This is a genomic window from Pseudomonas sp. PB3P13 (assembly GCF_054897735.1).
In genome coordinates this window covers 461,197-477,676 of sequence record NZ_CM142702.1, presented here as the reverse complement: position 1 = coordinate 477,676, position 16,480 = coordinate 461,197, and the positions used below count along the sequence as shown (strand labels likewise).

The following is a 16,480-nucleotide window of genomic DNA, read 5'->3' as shown; positions in this document are numbered from 1 at the left end:
GGCAGAGTCGGGGGGCCGGTGACGCAGGCCACAGGCAAACAGCCCCGGGCTCTTAGCTCGGTCGATAAACGCGCACATTGGCATGCCCCTCACTGAGCAAATGGTGGGCATGCAGGCGACTCATCACGCCTTTGTCGCAATACAGCAGGTACTGGCGAGTAGGGTCCAGTTCCTTGAAACGAGCGTTCAATGCATAAAACGGCATCGCTTGTACCTCAACGCCAGCGAGCTCCAGCGGCTCGTCTTCAGCGGCATCCTGATGGCGGATGTCGATGATGATCTGGCCCGCGAGTGCTTCGCTGACTTCTTCGATCTGCAAGTCCTGGCCCAATTCGTCGATCACGCGATCGATCGGCACCAGTTTGGCGTTCTCGAGCGCCCGCTCAAGGACTGCCATGTCGAATTCTTTCTCTTCATGCTCCACGCGAGGACGCTTGGCGTGGGTCTTGGGGTTCACCGAGATGACCCCACAGTATTCCGGCATGTGCTTGGCGAAATCGGCAGTCCCGATTTCGTTGGCCAGGTCGATGATGTCCTGCTTGTGACTGGCGATCAGCGGACGCAAGACCAGCTTGTCGGTCACGCAGTCGATCACGGACAGGTTTGGCAATGTCTGGCTCGACACCTGGGAAATCGCTTCACCGGTGACCAGCGCTTCGATCTCCAGCCGATCGGCAATACGGGAAGCAGCGCGCAACATCATACGCTTCAAAACTACACCCATATGACTGTTATCGACTTTCCCCAGAATTTCTCCCAGGACTTCCTCAAACGGCACACTGACAAATAACACGCGTTGGGAGCTGCCGTACTTCTTCCAGATGAAGTGCGCGACTTCCATGACGCCCAGTTCATGGGCCCGCCCGCCCAGATTGAAGAAACAAAAATGACTCATCAGGCCGCGACGCATGATCTGGTAAGCCGCGACAGTGGAATCGAACCCGCCGGACATCAGCACAAGCGTCTGTTCCAGGGCACCCAGCGGGTAACCACCGATGCTGTTGTGCTGGTTGTGGATAACGAACAACCGTTTGTCGCGAATTTCGATGCGAACTTCGATTTCCGGCGCTTTCAGCGAAATTCCGGCAGCGCCACACTGACGACGCAGTTGGCTGCCGACGTATTTCTCGACGTCCATCGAAGTGAATTCATGCTTGCCGGCACGCTTGCAGCGCACCGAAAAAATCTTGCCGGCCAATGCATCACCGAAGTGCAGTTTGCACTTGGCGACGATGTCGTCGAAGTCACCCAACGGGTATTCGTCAACCTGCAGGAAATGCGCGATACCGGGCATGCAGCTCAGCCGCTCGGTCATCTCTTTCAGCGCTTTGGCCTCGGTGACACGGGTTTCCAGCTCGAGATTGTCCCACACACCGTTCACCACCACCGCCGGGTCCAGGTCACGGAGCACGGTGCGGATATTTTTGGCCAACTGGCGGATGAAACGCATCCGTACCGGGCGGCTTTTGATGGTGATCTCGGGGAAGACTTTTACGATTAGTTTCATGAAAACAGCGCGCGCTGGGCCAGCCGAAAAAGGGGGGCGCGGATTATAGCGGAAATTGCTCAAGGTTTAACCAGTTAATGTGCAGAAGGTTTTCCGTGCACCAAAACGGGTCGTTTGCAGATTAAAGCGCGACATAACAGGGCGATTAATTTAGCCTCGACGCATTAATGGCCTTAATAAGCGTGATATTGGGGCAAAAAACCCATGCTGGGGCACTGGCATGCAATTTGCTCCCTTGTGAGGCAGGTTGCCTTGGCAGAGTATTCGCGCCGGCATCACCACTATTAAGGGCATCCACTACCCGCCCTAATTCACCCGGAGGACACTATGTCGAAGTCGGTTCAACTCATCAAAGATCATGACGTCAAGTGGATTGATCTGCGCTTCACGGACACCAAAGGCACTCAGCACCACGTGACCATGCCGGCTCGCGATGCGCTGGAAGACGACTTCTTCGAAGTTGGCAAGATGTTCGACGGTTCCTCCATCGCTGGCTGGAAAGGCATCGAAGCCTCCGACATGATCCTGCTGCCGGATGACGATTCTGCCGTTCTCGATCCTTTCACTGAAGAGCCGACCCTGATCCTGGTCTGCGACATCATCGAACCTTCGACCATGCAAGGTTACGATCGCGATCCGCGTGCCATCGCCCACCGCGCCGAGGAATACCTGAAAACCACCGGTATCGGTGACACCGTATTCTGCGGTCCTGAGCCAGAGTTTTTCATCTTCGACGAAGTGAAGTTCAAGTCCGACATCTCCGGCTCCATGTTCAAAATCTTCTCCGAGCAAGGCTCGTGGATGTCCGACCAGGACGTGGAAGGCGGCAACCGTGGCCACCGTCCAGGCGTGAAAGGCGGCTACTTCCCGGTTCCGCCGTTCGACCACGACCATGAAATCCGCACCTCGATGTGCAACGCGCTGGAAGAAATGGGTCAGGTCGTTGAAGTTCACCACCACGAGGTGGCAACTGCCGGTCAGAACGAAATCGGTGTCAAGTTCAACACCCTGGTGAAGAAAGCTGACGAAGTTCAGACGCTGAAATATGTTGTGCACAACGTTGCCGACGCTTACGGCCGCACCGCTACCTTCATGCCCAAGCCGCTGTACGGCGACAACGGTTCGGGTATGCACGTGCACATGTCCATCTCCAAAGATGGCAAGAACACCTTCGCTGGCGAAGGCTATGCCGGCCTGTCGGAAACCGCTCTGTACTTCATCGGCGGCATCATCAAGCACGGCAAGGCCCTGAACGGCTTCACCAACCCGGCTACCAACTCCTACAAGCGTCTGGTGCCAGGCTTCGAAGCTCCGGTAATGCTGGCCTACTCGGCGCGCAACCGTTCCGCCTCGATCCGTATTCCATACGTCAACAGCCCTAAAGGCCGTCGTATCGAGGCACGTTTCCCGGATCCGGCTGCCAACCCGTACCTGGCTTTCGCAGCGCTGCTGATGGCTGGCCTGGACGGCATCCAGAACAAGATCCACCCTGGCGACGCTGCCGACAAAAACCTGTACGACCTGCCGCCTGAAGAGGCGAAAGAGATCCCACAAGTGTGCGGCAGCCTGAAAGAAGCCCTGGAAGAACTGGACAAGGGTCGTGCGTTCCTGACCAAAGGCGGCGTGTTCTCCGACGATTTCATCGACGCTTACATCGCTCTGAAAAGCGAAGAAGAAATCAAGGTCCGCACCTTCGTACACCCACTGGAATATGAGCTGTACTACAGCTGCTGATCCGGTAGCGCCTGCGCGAGCGGCGTGAAGAGAGAGGCCTCCTTCGGGAGGTCTTTTTTGTGGCTGCGTTTTACAGCCCGGCGATACCCCCCTGCGAGCTTGCTCGCGATAGCGCTGTGTCAGTCAGCACCCATGTAAAATGTACGACCGAATCGCGAGCAGGCTCGCTCCCACAGGAAACTGCGCCGTCTGACGAATAGCAAAAATTCATGCCCGGATGTTTACAGCTTGGGCCAACTGCCGACCGTGGCCTATGCTGCAAGCCAACGCTTTGAGATCGGGTTAATGTTATGGGTCGTGGTTTTCTATTTGTCCTGCTGCTGATCGCCCTGCCCGCCGCAGCTCAGATTTACAAATACACCGACGCCGACGGCAACACCGCCTACAGCAATCAGCCGCCCGACGGCGTGAGGGCCGAAGCGGTCGAATTGCCGCCACTCAACAGTGTTGAGTCACAACAGCCGACTGCCCCTGTGCCTGCCACCGAAGCCAACAGCCGCGAGCAACCGCGGAGTGCCTACGAGATACTCGAGCTGACCAACCTGCCCACCACTGAAGCGCTGCGCGCCAACAACGGCACGTTTACCGTGAATGTACTGATAAAGCCGCGCCTGCAAGGTCCACACCTGTTCAGACTGGTGCTGGACGATCAACCCTACGGCCAGCCGAGCAACGTGCCGATTCTGCAACTGGTCAACATCGATCGCGGCACACACAGTCTCGCGGTCCAGGTCATCAGCGGCGAAGCGGTTGTCCAACAGAGTCCATCCGTGACCTTCACCCTTCAACGAGTGCATACGCCATGAGGTTGTGGCTGCTGATCGCTTGCCTGATTGCGCTACCGGCATCGGCGCAGGTATTCACTTACATCGACGCCCAGGGCAATCGGGTTTTCACCGATCAGCCGGGGTCGGGCAACGCCAAACGCGTGCCGTTGGCGCCGAGCAATCGCATGTCAGCCAACCCGACCAGCGCCGCGCCAGCGGTTGCCGAGCAGAAGCCCACGGCCAAACCGTCCTTTCACTACAACATGCTCCGGCTGCTGATTCCCGAGCCCGACGCCACGGTCCGCAGTACTGCCGGCGAACTCATCGTCAGCGCCACCAGCGAACCCGGCCTGCAACGCGGCCATCGTTATCGATTGCTACTGGACGGCCAACCCACCGGCGAGCCCGGCGCCAGTCCGGTTTTCGCGCTCACCGATATTGATCGTGGCACGCACAACCTGTCCGTCGAGATTGTTGACGAGCAGGGACGCACCGTGGAGCGCACCGCCAATCAACCCTTCCACATGTTGCGCATTTCCCTCGCGCAGAAACGTCAGGTCAAACCCTGCGCCCTCGCGGATTACGGCCAACGGCCAGAATGCCCGCTGAAAGACAAACCTGAAGAAGAAAAAAATCCCTTTTTGCGTTTCTTCTAACCTCGATGCAGCTCCCGCACTATATTGGTGCGATACGGTTTGACGGAACCTCATCGCCACCCATTTTGGTTCGGAAATAGCCGCGAGAGCTGGCAGAACGCCACGCAAACGAGCGTTAAACACCCGTTTCAGGGTTTCACCGCTTCTTTTCGGAGCCTTGGTTTGTTTTTTGCATTTTCCCTGCATCGGCGCGTTATTCCTGCGCATGCCCTGCTCCAAAAGAGGTCCTGATGACCATAAGCGACGCACTGCACCGACTGTTGCTAGACAACCTGACCACCGCCACCATCCTGCTGGATGCCGAGCTGCATCTGGAATACATGAACCCGGCGGCGGAAATGCTTTTGGCCATCAGCGGCCAGCGAAGTCATGGGCAATTCATCAGCGAACTGTTTACCGAATCTCCCGAGGCACTCAACTCCCTGCGTCAGGCCGTTGAGCACGCGCACCCTTTTACAAAACGCGAAGCGATGCTCACTGCCCTGACCGGTCAGACACTGACGGTCGATTACGCGGTAACGCCGATCCTGGCCAATGCCGCCACCAAGTTGTTACTGGAAGTGCACCCGCGCGATCGTTTGTTGCGGATCACCAAGGAAGAGGCGCAGTTGTCGAAGCAGGAAACCAGCAAGATGCTGGTTCGCGGGCTCGCTCACGAGATCAAGAACCCGCTAGGCGGAATTCGCGGCGCCGCACAACTGCTGGCCCGCGAACTACCGGAAGAGAGCCTGCGCGACTACACCAACGTCATTATTGAAGAAGCCGATCGCCTGCGTAATCTGGTCGATCGCATGCTCGGCTCGAACAAACTGCCGTCGCTGGCCATGTGCAACATTCATGAGGTGCTGGAAAGGGTCTCGCACCTGGTTGAGGCGGAAAGCCAAGGCTGCATCACTCTGGCCCGCGACTACGACCCGAGCATCCCTGACGTAACGATCGACCGCGAACAAATGATTCAGGCCGTCTTGAACATCGTGCGCAACGCGATGCAGGCCATTAGCAGCCAGAACGAATTACGCCTGGGCCGCATCACTCTGCGCACCCGCGCCATGCGCCAGTTCACCATCGGCCACGTGCGCCATCGCCTGGTCACCAAGATCGAGATCATCGATAACGGTCCCGGCATCCCTGCCGAGCTGCAGGAAACCATTTTCTTCCCTATGGTAAGCGGTCGTCCGGACGGTACCGGGCTGGGCCTGGCCATTACCCAGAACATCATCAGCCAGCACCATGGCCTGATCGAGTGCGACAGCCACGCAGGCCAGACCACGTTCTCGATCTTTCTGCCACTGGAACAAGGAGCCACATCGACATGAGCCGTAGTGAAACCGTGTGGATCGTCGATGACGACCGATCAATCCGTTGGGTCCTGGAAAAAGCCTTGCAGCAGGAAGGCATGACCACGCAGAGCTTCGACAGCGCCGATGGCGTGATGAGCCGACTGGCGCGCCAGCAACCGGACGTGATCATTTCCGACATCCGCATGCCCGGCGCCAGCGGTCTGGACCTGCTGGCGCGGATTCGCGAGCAACACCCTCGGCTGCCTGTGATCATCATGACGGCGCACTCGGACCTGGACAGCGCGGTTGCGTCCTATCAGGGCGGCGCCTTTGAATACCTGCCAAAACCGTTCGATGTCGACGAGGCGGTGTCGCTGGTCAAGCGCGCCAACCAGCACGCACAAGAGCAGCAAGGCCTGGAAGTACCTGTCGCGCTGACCCGTACACCGGAAATCATCGGCGAAGCGCCTGCGATGCAGGAAGTGTTTCGCGCCATCGGCCGCTTGAGCCACTCCAACATCACCGTGCTGATCAACGGCGAATCCGGTACCGGTAAAGAGCTGGTGGCCCACGCTTTGCACCGTCACAGCCCGCGAGCAGCATCGCCGTTCATTGCTTTGAACATGGCGGCGATTCCGAAAGATTTGATGGAATCCGAGCTGTTCGGCCACGAAAAAGGCGCGTTCACCGGCGCGGCCAACCTGCGTCGCGGTCGTTTTGAACAGGCTGACGGCGGCACGCTGTTTCTCGATGAAATCGGCGACATGCCAGCGGATACGCAGACTCGATTGCTGCGCGTTTTGGCCGATGGCGAGTTCTACCGCGTTGGCGGTCACATGCCGGTTAAAGTCGATGTACGGATCATCGCCGCCACTCACCAGAACCTGGAAACCCTGGTGCAGGCCGGCAAATTCCGTGAGGACTTGTTTCATCGTCTCAACGTTATCCGCATTCATATCCCACGATTATCGGATCGTCGCGAAGATATTCCGACCCTGGCCAGGCATTTCCTCAGCCGCGCGGCGCAAGAGATGGCGGTCGAGCCGAAACTGCTGAAAAGCGAGACCGAGGAATACCTCAAGAACCTGCCGTGGGGCGGCAACGTGCGTCAGCTGGAAAACACCTGCCGCTGGATCACGGTGATGGCATCGGGTCGAGAGGTGCACATCGGCGACCTGCCGCCGGAGCTGCTGAACCTGCCGCAAGATTCGGCACCTGTGACCAACTGGGAGCAAGCGTTGCGTCAGTGGGCCGATCAGGCACTGGCGCGTGGCCAGTCGAGTCTGCTCGATAGCGCGGTGCCGACGTTCGAGCGGATCATGATCGAGACAGCATTGAAACATACGGCCGGGCGGCGTCGTGATGCGGCGGTTTTGTTGGGCTGGGGACGTAATACCCTGACGCGCAAGATCAAGGAACTGGGAATGAAGGTCGATGGTGGGGATGAGGATGAGGGGGAAGAGGGTTAAGCGGCGTGTAGATCTTCGCTGACTGTTACAGCCCATCGCGAGCAAGCTCGCTCCTACAGTCGATTTCAGTGTTTTCGCGCATACGTGAACGCCCCTGAACCCTGTGGGAGCGAGCTTGCTCGCGATGCTTTTGGGGCACGGCGCACCGACTGAATGCATCGTGAACCGCAATCGCGCACAACCACTGATTCGACACCCCGCCCCTATGCACAATCAAACCCGATCGAAAAAACACGAAAGCCCCGCAATACGGGGTTTTCGCCGTTTTGCAGCGGTTCCTGTTTCGAATTGTTAAAAGCTGGCACGCCCCCTGCAATGGTCCATTCAGTGATTTGGTTCACTACCCGGTTTCGGGGACCTTGGTACAGGCAGGCCGGGGATTCCCCTCTTTACATCGGACTCGCACCACACATGGCACCGAGTCCTGCCGTTTTGGGGCCCTTGATACAGGCAGGTCAGGGGTTCCTTCTTTACACCGGCTCACGACGAAATACGCGAGCCCTCCCGTTTCGGGAACCTTGGTACAGGCAGGCCGGGGATTCCCTCTTTATTTCTCTCGGAGATGGATCTCCAGCCGCCAACGGTCATCGACCTCACTGCCGGACCATTCGCCCTGCAGCGGCCGGGCGGCCACGACCGACAGCAACAGCCCTCCATCACTCAAACGCACTCGCCAGTTCGCGCTCTTGTCGTTGAGCTTCAGCTGGCCTTTCTGCGCCTTGCCTTCAGCCTCGAACAGCAACGCCAGGCTGCCGTCGACAAATTCGCCGTGGGATTTGGGCTCGTTGTTGAACCACACCACCAAGCCGTCACTGGTCACCTCGACCTGCTGCAATTGGCTGGGGTCGGGTGTGGTCAGGCGACCGATCATCAGCCCGGTCATCACGCCGACAATCACCAGCGAACCCATGACCCGTGGCAATAGTTTCGATCGATCACCCACAGGCGGCGTAGAATGCCGCTCATCTTTATCTTCGGAGCCGTGCATGTTTCACGTCATCCTTTTCCAACCAGAAATTCCGCCGAATACCGGCAACGTTATCAGGTTGTGCGCCAACAGTGGCTGCCACCTGCATTTGATCGAGCCGCTGGGTTTCGAGATGGACGACAAGCGTCTGCGTCGGGCCGGTCTCGATTACCACGAGTATGCCACCCTGCAACGTCATGCGGACCTTGCCAGCTGCCTCGAAAGCCTCGGCCATCCTCGGCTGTTCGCCTTCACCACCAAAGGCTCGAGGCTGTTCCACGATGCCAGTTTCGCCGAGGGTGACGCGTTTCTGTTCGGCCCGGAAAGCCGGGGGCTGCCGGCCGAAGTGCTGGATGCCTTGCCCGGCGAGCAACGTTTGCGCCTGCCGATGCGTGAAGGCTGCCGCAGCCTGAACCTGTCGAACACCGTGGCGGTTGCGGTATACGAAGGTTGGCGTCAGCTCGGATTCAAGTAACACCGCATAACAAATGTGGGAGTGAGCCTGCTCGCGATAGCGGTGTGTCAGCTGACTTAAATGTCGTCTGACACTCCTTAATCGCGAGCAGGCTCACTCCCACACGGGTGTCGCTGCGCAGCTTATTGAACGGTCGGAGTCTCGCCAGCCGCCTGCATGCGCTGCAGTTCTTGCGCGTACAGCGCGTCGAAGTTCACCGGAGCCAGCATCAGGGCCGGGAACGAGCCGCGGGTGACCAGGCTGTCCAGGGTTTCGCGGGCATACGGGAACAGGATGTTCGGGCAGAACGCGCCAAGCGTGTGGCTCATCGATGCGTCGTCGAGGTTCTTGATCAGGAAGATGCCGGCTTGTTGCACTTCAGCAATGAAAGCCACTTCTTCACCGTTCTTCACGGTAACCGACAAGGTCAGCACGACTTCGTGGAAGTCACCTTCCAATGCCTTTTGACGGGTGTTCAGATCCAGACCGACGCTTGGCTCCCATTGCTGGCGGAAGATCGCCGGGCTTTTCGGGGCTTCGAAGGACAAGTCACGCACGTAGATGCGCTGCAAGGAAAATTGCGGTGCGGTTTCTTCTTCGCTGGCTGCAGTGTTCTGTTGGTCAGTCATCTCGGATCCTTTCTGATCTCGGGGTCTTATAGGGAAGGCGTTCAGGCCTTGAGCAGCGCGTCGAGCTTGCCGGCGCGCTCCAGGGCAAACAAATCATCACAGCCGCCGACGTGGCGCTCGCCGATCCAGATTTGCGGCACGGATGTGCGCCCCGCTCTCTGGGCCATCGCAGCGCGCACCTGCGGCTTGCCATCGACCTTTATCTCTTCGAAAGCCACGCCTTTGTTCTCGAGCAGGTACTTGGCTCGCGAGCAGTAAGGGCAGTAATCGCTGGAGTAGACGACGACGTTGCTCATATCACTTCACCAAGGGCAGGTTGTCGCCTTTCCAGCTGGAAATACCGCCGGAAAGCTTGGCGGCGGTGAAGCCGGACTTCATCAGTTCGCGGGCATGCGTGCCAGCGGTCTGGCCCATGGCGTCGACCAGAATAATGGTCTTGGACTTGTGCTTTTCCAGTTCGCCAACGCGAGCGGTCAGCTTGTCGTGAGGGATGTTCAACGCGCCGACGATGTGACCCGCGGCGAAATCCTTGACCGGACGAATATCGATCACCACGCCGGCGTCCTTATTGACCAGCCCGGTCAGTTCACCGGTGCTGAGGCTGCGACCGCCGCCTTGCATCTGGTAAGCGATCAACAACGCCAGCAGTACGACGAAAATACCGACGAGCAGATAGTGGTTAGTGGCGAATTGAATCAGGTTAGCAACCATCGAAGGAGGTTCCAGGGCGTTAAAATGTCGGCCAGTATACACAGCCACTATGGTGGGCCAAACCCCGTCCGGCGGTGACGGCGTCGGAACTTAGCTTTAAACTGCGACTCCCTTTTTCCGTTGCCCTCTTTTAACTCAGCCACGAGTGGAATCCATGACTACCACGCCTAAACCTTTGGTCCTGATTATTCTCGACGGCTTCGGTCACAGTGAGAGCCCGGAATCCAACGCTGTCCTTGCTGCCAGGAAGCCCGTGCTGGACCGCCTGTGTGCCACCGTTCCGAACGGCCTGATCTCTGGAAGCGGCATGGATGTCGGTCTGCCGGATGGCCAGATGGGCAATTCCGAAGTGGGCCACATGAACCTCGGTGCTGGCCGCGTTGTGTATCAGGACTTTACGCGGGTGACCAAGTCGATCCGCGACGGCGAGTTTTTCGAGAACCCGACCATCGTCGCTGCCGTCGACAAGGCCGTTGCCGCCGGCAAAGCAGTGCACTTCATGGGCCTGCTGTCCGACGGCGGCGTTCACAGCCACCAGGACCACCTGGTCGCCATGGCCGAACTGGCTTACAAGCGCGGTGCCGAAAAAATTTACCTGCACGCCTTCCTCGACGGCCGCGACACGCCGCCGAAAAGTGCGCAATCGTCCATCGAATTGCTCGACGCAGCGTTTCAGGCGCTGGGCAAGGGTCGGATCGCCAGCATCATCGGCCGCTACTTCGCCATGGACCGCGACAACCGTTGGGACCGCGTGTCCCAGGCGTACAACCTGATCGTTGACGGCAATGGCCAATTCAATGCCGCCACCGCGCAGGAAGGCCTTGATGCTGCGTATGCCCGTGGCGAGAGTGACGAGTTCGTCAAAGCCACCTCCATTGGTGAGCCGGTAAAAGTCGAGGACGGCGATGCCGTCGTCTTCATGAATTTCCGTGCCGACCGCGCTCGCGAACTGACCCGCGTATTCGTGGAAGACGACTTCAAGGAATTCGAGCGCGCGCGTCAGCCGAGCCTCGCCGGCTTCGTCATGCTCACTCAATACGCCGCCAGCATCCCCGCGCCATCGGCATTCGCTGCCGGCAGCCTGGACAACGTGCTGGGCGACTACCTGGCGAAGAACGGCAAGACGCAACTGCGCATCGCCGAAACCGAAAAGTACGCGCACGTCACCTTCTTCTTCTCCGGCGGCCGCGAAGAACCGTTTCCAGGCGAAGAACGCATTCTTATCCCGTCGCCGAAAGTCGCCACCTATGATTTGCAGCCGGAAATGAGCGCGCCGCAGGTGACCGACCGCATCGTCGATGCCATTGAAAACCAGCGCTACGACGTGATCGTCGTCAATTACGCCAACGGCGACATGGTCGGCCACAGCGGCGTATTCGCCGCTGCCGTCAAAGCGGTGGAATGCCTGGACCTGTGCGTTGGCCGCATTGTCGAGGCGCTGGACAAGGTCGGCGGCGAAGCGTTGATCACCGCGGACCACGGCAACGTCGAGCAAATGTCCGACGAGTCCACCGGTCAGGCCCACACCGCGCATACCACCGAGCCGGTGCCGTTCATATATGTCGGCAAGCGTGACCTCAAGGTGCGTGATGGCGGCGTGCTGGCGGATGTCGCGCCGACCATGCTGATGTTGCTGGGGCTTGAAAAACCGGCGGAGATGACCGGGACTTCGATACTGGTGTAAGCAGTCTCTTCAGACACCGCCAAACCCTGTGGAAGCCTGTGTGGCGAGGGGGCTTGCCCCCGTTCGGCTGCGTGGCAGTCGTAAAACCATTGCATGCGGTGTACCTGATACACCGCGATTGCAGATTTTGGGTCCGCTTCGCGACCCAACGGGCGCAAGCCCCTTCGCCACACAAGCTCTGTCCCGCATTGGTTTTCAGTGTTTTTCCGGCCAGTTATCACACAGCCCCAATTGGGCGTTTTTTTTGCAGCGCTTGGCGGGCATACTAGGCCGTCCCTTTCCCTGGTGTCGCCCGCCTCTATGCTCCGCGTCCTGATTGCCCTTGCCTTGACCTGCCTGCTCCAACCGGCCTTCGCCGACGAGCGTGCGCAAACCCAACAACAGTTGGACGCCACGCGTCAGGACATTGCCGAGCTGAAAAAACTGCTGGGCAAGTTGCAGGAAGAGAAATCGGGGGTGCAGAAAGACCTCAAGGGCACCGAGACCGAGATGGGCAAGCTCGAAAAGCAGGTCGAAGCCCTGCAGAAAGAGCTGAAGAAAAGCGAATCCGAGCTGGACCGTCTCGACACCGAGAAAAAAAAACTCCAGAGCGCGCGCATTGAACAGCAGCGACTGATCGCCATTCAGGCCCGCGCGGCCTACCAAAACGGCCGTCAGGAGTACTTGAAGTTGCTGCTCAACCAGCAGAATCCGGAAAAATTCGCCCGCACCCTTACCTATTACGACTATCTGAGCCAGGCCCGCCTGGAGCAGTTGAAGAATTTCAACGAAACCTTGCGCCAGCTGGCCAACGTCGAAAAAGACATCGCCCTGCAACAGGCGCAGTTGCTGGTGCAGAAAAGCAGCCTCGACAGCCAGCGCGAAGAACTCGATAAAGTCCGCAAGGAGCGCCAGCAGGTATTGGCCAAGCTCAATGTCGACGTAAAGGCTCGCGATCAAAAGCTCGCCGCGCGAGAGCAGGACCAGGCAGACCTGTCGAAAGTCCTTAAAACCATCGAAGAAACCCTGGCCCGTCAGGCTCGTGAGGCAGAAGAGGCGCGGCAAAAAGCGCTGATCGCCCAGCAGGAAGCCGAAAAAAAGCGTTTACGTGAGGCTCAGGCTGCAGCAGATGCTGGCGCCACTGATGCCCCACGCAAACCCGTCAAATCAACCCCCGGCGTTTTGGTTTCCAGCGCCGGCGAAACCTTTGGCGGCCCTTTTGCGTCAAGCCGGGGCAAACTTCCATGGCCGGTTGATGGTCGACTGCTTGCGCGTTTCGGTGAGTCCCGTGGCGACGATACCCGCACCAAGTGGGACGGTGTGATGATCAGCGCCTCCGCGGGCAGCCAGGTTCACGCGGTGCATGGCGGTCGCGTGGTGTTTGCCGACTGGTTGCGCGGTGCCGGGCTGCTGGTGATTCTGGACCATGGCAACGGTTTTTTGAGTCTGTACGGCCACAACCAGACGCTGCTCAAGTCTGCGGGTGACGTGGTTAAAGCAGGCGAGTCCATCTCCACTGTGGGTAGCAGTGGCGGGCAGGACACGCCAGCACTGTATTTCGCTATTCGTCAGCAGGGTCACCCGAGTGATCCGGCGCAATGGTGCCGCGCGCAAGGATAGGCGTTGAGTCACCAACATTAGGAGTTCGTTCGACATGCTGCATTTGTCCCGCCTTACCTCGCTGGCCCTGACGATCGCCCTGGTGATCGGCGCGCCTCTGGCGTTCGCTGCCCAGCCGGCTCCGGCAGTCGCGCCTGCGGGCACCGCTGCAACCACCAAGTCCCCGTTGCCGCTGGAAGAGTTGCGCACGTTTGCCGAGGTCATGGACCGGATCAAGGCGGCGTATGTCGAACCGGTCGACGACAAGACGCTGCTGGAGAACGCGATCAAAGGCATGCTCAGCAACCTTGATCCGCACTCCGCTTACCTGGGCCCGGAAGATTTCGCCGAATTGCAGGAGAGCACCAGCGGTGAGTTTGGCGGCTTGGGGATCGAAGTCGGCGCCGAAGACGGGTTCATCAAAGTGGTTTCACCCATCGATGACACCCCCGCCTCCAAGGCTGGCATTCAGTCCGGTGATTTCATCGTCAAGATCAACGGCCAGCCGACGCGCGGCCAAAGCATGACCGAAGCCGTGGACAAGATGCGCGGCAAAATCGGTGAGAAAATCACCCTCACGTTGGTGCGCGACGGCGGCACACCGTTCGACGTGACCCTGGCCCGCGCAATCATTCAAGTGAAAAGCGTCAAGGCGCAGTTGCTGGAGTCGGGCTACGGCTACATCCGTATTACCCAATTTCAGGTCAAGACCGGCGATGAAGTCTCCAAGGCGCTGGCGAAATTGCGCAAGGACAACGGCAAGAAGCTCAACGGCATCATCCTCGACCTGCGCAACAACCCGGGCGGCGTGCTGCAAGCAGCGGTGGAAGTGGTCGATCACTTCATCACCAAAGGCCTGATCGTTTACACCAAGGGCCGTATCGCCAATTCCGAGCTGCGCTTCTCCGCCACCGGCAAGGATGAAAGCGAAGCCGTTCCAATGGTGGCGTTGATCAACGGTGGCAGCGCTTCGGCTTCGGAGATCGTCGCCGGCGCTTTGCAGGACCAGAAACGCGCAGTGGTCATGGGCACCAACAGTTTCGGCAAAGGCTCTGTGCAAACGGTATTGCCGCTGAACAACGAACGCGCATTGAAGATCACCACGGCGCTGTATTACACGCCAAACGGTCGCTCGATTCAGGCGCAGGGCATCGTCCCGGACATCGAAGTGCGCAAGGCCAGGATCACCAGCGAGCAGGACAGCGAATACTTCAAGGAAGCCGATCTGCAAGGCCACCTGGGCAATGGCAACGGCGGCGCCGACAAACCGACGGGTTCCGGTGCCAAAGCCAAGGCGATGCCGCAGGACGACGATTACCAGCTGGCCCAGGCCCTGAGCCTGCTCAAAGGGCTGAGCATTACGTCCGGCCGCTGAGATGCGCTGGCGGTTAGTCCTCGGTCTGCTGTGCTGTCTGGCGGGTGTTGCGCATGCATCCCCCGCCCCGCAAAAAGCCTATCTGAGTTTGATCATCGACGACCTGGGGCAAAATCTGCCTCGGGATCGCCGCGTGCTGGCCCTGCCCGGCCCGGTAACGGCGGCGGTCATGCCCGACACACCCCACGCCACCGAATTTGCCCGCGAAGCCCATCGCGCCGGCAAGATTGTGATCCTGCACATGCCGATGGACCCAGCCACCGGCCCGTTCGCCTGGCACCCCGAGCTGCCCATCGCGGAACTTGAGAAGCGTCTGAATGCCGCGCTCAAGGTCGTGCCCTGCACTGCAGGCATCAATAATCACATGGGCAGCCGCATGACCGCGCAACCGGCGGCCATGGCGTGGCTGATGGCGGACTTGCAGCGCCGACACAAGATCTTTGTCGACAGCCGCACCAGTGCGCAAACCGTGGCCGCCGCCGAGGCGCAGAAGATCGGCCTGGCGAGTGTGTCGCGGGATGTGTTTCTGGATGACGAGCGCACGGAAGAAGCCATTTTCACTCAGCTGCAAACGGCGATCAGCCTGGCACGGCGGCAGGGTTCAGCGGTGATGATCGGGCATCCGTATCCGCAGACATTGGCTGTGCTGGAACGTGAACTGCCGAAGTTGAAGGCTCAGGGAATCGACTGGATCGACATCAAAATGATGGTCAGCGTGCGTGGCAATCGCGCAATGGCCGGGCATGGGAAGGATGGGGTGTACCGGTAATTCGCTACTCCACAAGACACTGTGGGAGTGAGCTTGCTCGCGATTGCGATATGTCAGGCAATATTGATGTCGACTGACACGCCCCCATCGCGAGCAAGCTCGCTCCCACACTTGATGGCCGGGTGTCAGAGATACCGCGCCATGATCTGCTCGACCACGCCTTCCTTGCGCAGCTGATCGAGGGCCGCTTGCAACCTGGCAACGGTTTCGTCCGGCACGTCTTTGTTCAGGGCCAGGTACAACTCGGCGCTGTTGAAACGCAGTACGGTCTTGAGCCCGGTCACGCCGTCCTGGCGCGCAAGGTAACGACCGGCCGGATCTCCGGTGGCCCACAGATCAATCTGACCGCTCACCAGTTTCTTCGCATTATCCTGATCGCGCAGGACGACGATGGGCTTGAGCCCCTGCTTGGTCAGCGTTTCGGCAATCGCGTCGCCCTTGTACGCGCCGATCTTGAACTTGCGTGCGTCATCCAGGCTTGCCAGGCTGATCTTGCTGTCCGCGTTGGCCAGCATGATCCAGTCATCCGGACCAATCGGGCCGACCCATTTGAACAGCTTCTCGCGGTCCGGCAAGCGCGCCATCACGAACACGCCGTAACCGGGTTTCTCCAGGGCGAGTTTGTAAATCCGCTCCCAGGGGAAACGCAGCGTCAGGCTGTAAGTCATGCCGGCACGTTTGAACATCTCACGAACGACGTCCACGGCGATGCCGTTGATGTTCTCGTCCTGAGCGAAGTTCTTGCCGTTTTTCGCCATGTTGTAAGGCGGGAAATTTTCGGTCAGCAACACCAGGTCGGTGTCGGGGTTTTCTGCAGCGTGCACGCCATTGACGAGCAACACAGCAGCACTGGTGAGAGCGAGAAGAAGGCGTTTGAGCATGTCTGGCTACCGAAATCCA

General features: G+C 59.1%; 16 protein-coding genes. 10 read left to right on the top strand and 6 right to left on the bottom strand.

What is annotated here, in order from left to right; all coding sequences use genetic code 11:
- Window positions 1-52: 52 nt before the first annotated feature.
- Window positions 53-1,507, bottom strand: coding sequence for a tRNA uracil 4-sulfurtransferase ThiI (gene thiI, locus ACYZT1_RS02255; protein ID WP_462017471.1), 1,455 nt, complete (start codon window positions 1,505-1,507; stop codon window positions 53-55).
- Window positions 1,508-1,834: 327 nt separating this feature from the next.
- Between thiI and glnA the strand changes: the two genes are divergently transcribed.
- The 5 genes from glnA (at window position 1,835) to ntrC (ending at window position 7,413) form a co-directional block, all read left to right on the top strand.
- The gene (gene glnA / locus ACYZT1_RS02250; protein WP_420646845.1) at window positions 1,835-3,241 is read left to right on the top strand and encodes a glutamate--ammonia ligase; all 1,407 of its coding nucleotides are present in this window, start codon (window positions 1,835-1,837) and stop codon (window positions 3,239-3,241) included.
- Window positions 3,242-3,531: 290 nt separating this feature from the next.
- Window positions 3,532-4,047, top strand: a complete 516-nt coding sequence (locus ACYZT1_RS02245) for a DUF4124 domain-containing protein (RefSeq protein ID WP_462017470.1) — start codon at window positions 3,532-3,534, stop codon at window positions 4,045-4,047.
- A complete protein-coding gene (locus ACYZT1_RS02240; protein ID WP_462017469.1) occupies window positions 4,044-4,664 on the top strand; it encodes a DUF4124 domain-containing protein in 621 nt (206 codons plus the stop codon). The genes ACYZT1_RS02245 and ACYZT1_RS02240 overlap by 4 nt, the downstream gene beginning before the upstream one ends.
- A gap of 230 nt (window positions 4,665-4,894) precedes the next feature.
- Complete coding sequence (gene glnL / locus ACYZT1_RS02235) at window positions 4,895-5,980, top strand: nitrogen regulation protein NR(II) (RefSeq protein WP_462017468.1); 1,086 nt, start codon at window positions 4,895-4,897, stop codon at window positions 5,978-5,980.
- The gene (gene ntrC / locus ACYZT1_RS02230; RefSeq protein ID WP_462017467.1) at window positions 5,977-7,413 is read left to right on the top strand and encodes a nitrogen regulation protein NR(I); all 1,437 of its coding nucleotides are present in this window, start codon (window positions 5,977-5,979) and stop codon (window positions 7,411-7,413) included. The genes glnL and ntrC overlap by 4 nt, the downstream gene beginning before the upstream one ends.
- Window positions 7,414-7,960: 547 nt before the next feature.
- On the opposite strand, the gene ACYZT1_RS02225 is transcribed toward ntrC, so the two are convergent.
- Window positions 7,961-8,401 (bottom strand): hypothetical protein, encoded by a 441-nt coding sequence (locus tag ACYZT1_RS02225; protein ID WP_462017466.1) that lies wholly within the window; start codon window positions 8,399-8,401, stop codon window positions 7,961-7,963.
- Between ACYZT1_RS02225 and ACYZT1_RS02220 the strand changes: the two genes are divergently transcribed.
- Window positions 8,400-8,855, top strand: coding sequence for a tRNA (cytidine(34)-2'-O)-methyltransferase (locus ACYZT1_RS02220; protein WP_462017465.1), 456 nt, complete (start codon window positions 8,400-8,402; stop codon window positions 8,853-8,855). The genes ACYZT1_RS02225 and ACYZT1_RS02220 overlap by 2 nt on opposite strands.
- Before the next feature lie 122 nt (window positions 8,856-8,977).
- On the opposite strand, the gene secB is transcribed toward ACYZT1_RS02220, so the two are convergent.
- From secB to ACYZT1_RS02205, 3 genes are read right to left on the bottom strand one after another with little or no spacing between them, the layout of a single operon-like run.
- On the bottom strand, window positions 8,978-9,463 hold the full coding sequence (gene secB / locus ACYZT1_RS02215) for a protein-export chaperone SecB (protein WP_007897410.1): 486 nt from the start codon (window positions 9,461-9,463) through the stop codon (window positions 8,978-8,980).
- A 41-nt stretch (window positions 9,464-9,504) separates the two neighbouring features.
- A complete protein-coding gene (grxC, locus tag ACYZT1_RS02210; protein WP_462017464.1) occupies window positions 9,505-9,759 on the bottom strand; it encodes a glutaredoxin 3 in 255 nt (84 codons plus the stop codon).
- Between the two features lies 1 nt (window position 9,760).
- Window positions 9,761-10,174 (bottom strand): rhodanese-like domain-containing protein, encoded by a 414-nt coding sequence (locus tag ACYZT1_RS02205; RefSeq protein ID WP_028620944.1) that lies wholly within the window; start codon window positions 10,172-10,174, stop codon window positions 9,761-9,763.
- Window positions 10,175-10,328: 154 nt separating this feature from the next.
- Between ACYZT1_RS02205 and gpmI the strand changes: the two genes are divergently transcribed.
- The 4 genes from gpmI (at window position 10,329) to ACYZT1_RS02185 (ending at window position 15,580) form a co-directional block, all read left to right on the top strand.
- A complete protein-coding gene (gpmI, locus tag ACYZT1_RS02200; RefSeq protein ID WP_462017463.1) occupies window positions 10,329-11,858 on the top strand; it encodes a 2,3-bisphosphoglycerate-independent phosphoglycerate mutase in 1,530 nt (509 codons plus the stop codon).
- Window positions 11,859-12,158: 300 nt separating this feature from the next.
- On the top strand, window positions 12,159-13,457 hold the full coding sequence (locus ACYZT1_RS02195) for a murein hydrolase activator EnvC family protein (RefSeq protein WP_462017462.1): 1,299 nt from the start codon (window positions 12,159-12,161) through the stop codon (window positions 13,455-13,457).
- Between the two features lie 34 nt (window positions 13,458-13,491).
- Entirely contained in the window at window positions 13,492-14,811 is a 1,320-nt protein-coding gene (locus ACYZT1_RS02190) for a S41 family peptidase (RefSeq protein WP_462017461.1), read from the top strand.
- A gap of 1 nt (window position 14,812) precedes the next feature.
- Complete coding sequence (locus ACYZT1_RS02185) at window positions 14,813-15,580, top strand: divergent polysaccharide deacetylase family protein (RefSeq protein WP_462017460.1); 768 nt, start codon at window positions 14,813-14,815, stop codon at window positions 15,578-15,580.
- Window positions 15,581-15,705: 125 nt separating this feature from the next.
- On the opposite strand, the gene ACYZT1_RS02180 is transcribed toward ACYZT1_RS02185, so the two are convergent.
- On the bottom strand, window positions 15,706-16,461 hold the full coding sequence (locus ACYZT1_RS02180; protein WP_462017459.1) for a substrate-binding periplasmic protein: 756 nt from the start codon (window positions 16,459-16,461) through the stop codon (window positions 15,706-15,708).
- Window positions 16,462-16,480: the final 19 nt, after the last annotated feature.

Bases quoted from the DNA above. Each gene is read 5' to 3' on its own strand.
- thiI (WP_462017471.1), bottom strand. From the start codon at position 1,507: ATGAAACTAATCGTAAAAGTCTTCCCCGAGATCACCATCAAAAGCCGC.
- glnA (WP_420646845.1), top strand. From the start codon at position 1,835: ATGTCGAAGTCGGTTCAACTCATCAAAGATCATGACGTCAAGTGGATT.
- ACYZT1_RS02245 (WP_462017470.1), top strand. From the start codon at position 3,532: ATGGGTCGTGGTTTTCTATTTGTCCTGCTGCTGATCGCCCTGCCCGCC.
- ACYZT1_RS02240 (WP_462017469.1), top strand. From the start codon at position 4,044: ATGAGGTTGTGGCTGCTGATCGCTTGCCTGATTGCGCTACCGGCATCG.
- glnL (WP_462017468.1), top strand. From the start codon at position 4,895: ATGACCATAAGCGACGCACTGCACCGACTGTTGCTAGACAACCTGACC.
- ntrC (WP_462017467.1), top strand. From the start codon at position 5,977: ATGAGCCGTAGTGAAACCGTGTGGATCGTCGATGACGACCGATCAATC.
- ACYZT1_RS02220 (WP_462017465.1), top strand. From the start codon at position 8,400: ATGTTTCACGTCATCCTTTTCCAACCAGAAATTCCGCCGAATACCGGC.
- ACYZT1_RS02225 (WP_462017466.1), bottom strand. From the start codon at position 8,401: ATGCACGGCTCCGAAGATAAAGATGAGCGGCATTCTACGCCGCCTGTG.
- secB (WP_007897410.1), bottom strand. From the start codon at position 9,463: ATGACTGACCAACAGAACACTGCAGCCAGCGAAGAAGAAACCGCACCG.
- grxC (WP_462017464.1), bottom strand. From the start codon at position 9,759: ATGAGCAACGTCGTCGTCTACTCCAGCGATTACTGCCCTTACTGCTCG.
- ACYZT1_RS02205 (WP_028620944.1), bottom strand. From the start codon at position 10,174: ATGGTTGCTAACCTGATTCAATTCGCCACTAACCACTATCTGCTCGTC.
- gpmI (WP_462017463.1), top strand. From the start codon at position 10,329: ATGACTACCACGCCTAAACCTTTGGTCCTGATTATTCTCGACGGCTTC.
- ACYZT1_RS02195 (WP_462017462.1), top strand. From the start codon at position 12,159: ATGCTCCGCGTCCTGATTGCCCTTGCCTTGACCTGCCTGCTCCAACCG.
- ACYZT1_RS02190 (WP_462017461.1), top strand. From the start codon at position 13,492: ATGCTGCATTTGTCCCGCCTTACCTCGCTGGCCCTGACGATCGCCCTG.
- ACYZT1_RS02185 (WP_462017460.1), top strand. From the start codon at position 14,813: ATGCGCTGGCGGTTAGTCCTCGGTCTGCTGTGCTGTCTGGCGGGTGTT.
- ACYZT1_RS02180 (WP_462017459.1), bottom strand. From the start codon at position 16,461: ATGCTCAAACGCCTTCTTCTCGCTCTCACCAGTGCTGCTGTGTTGCTC.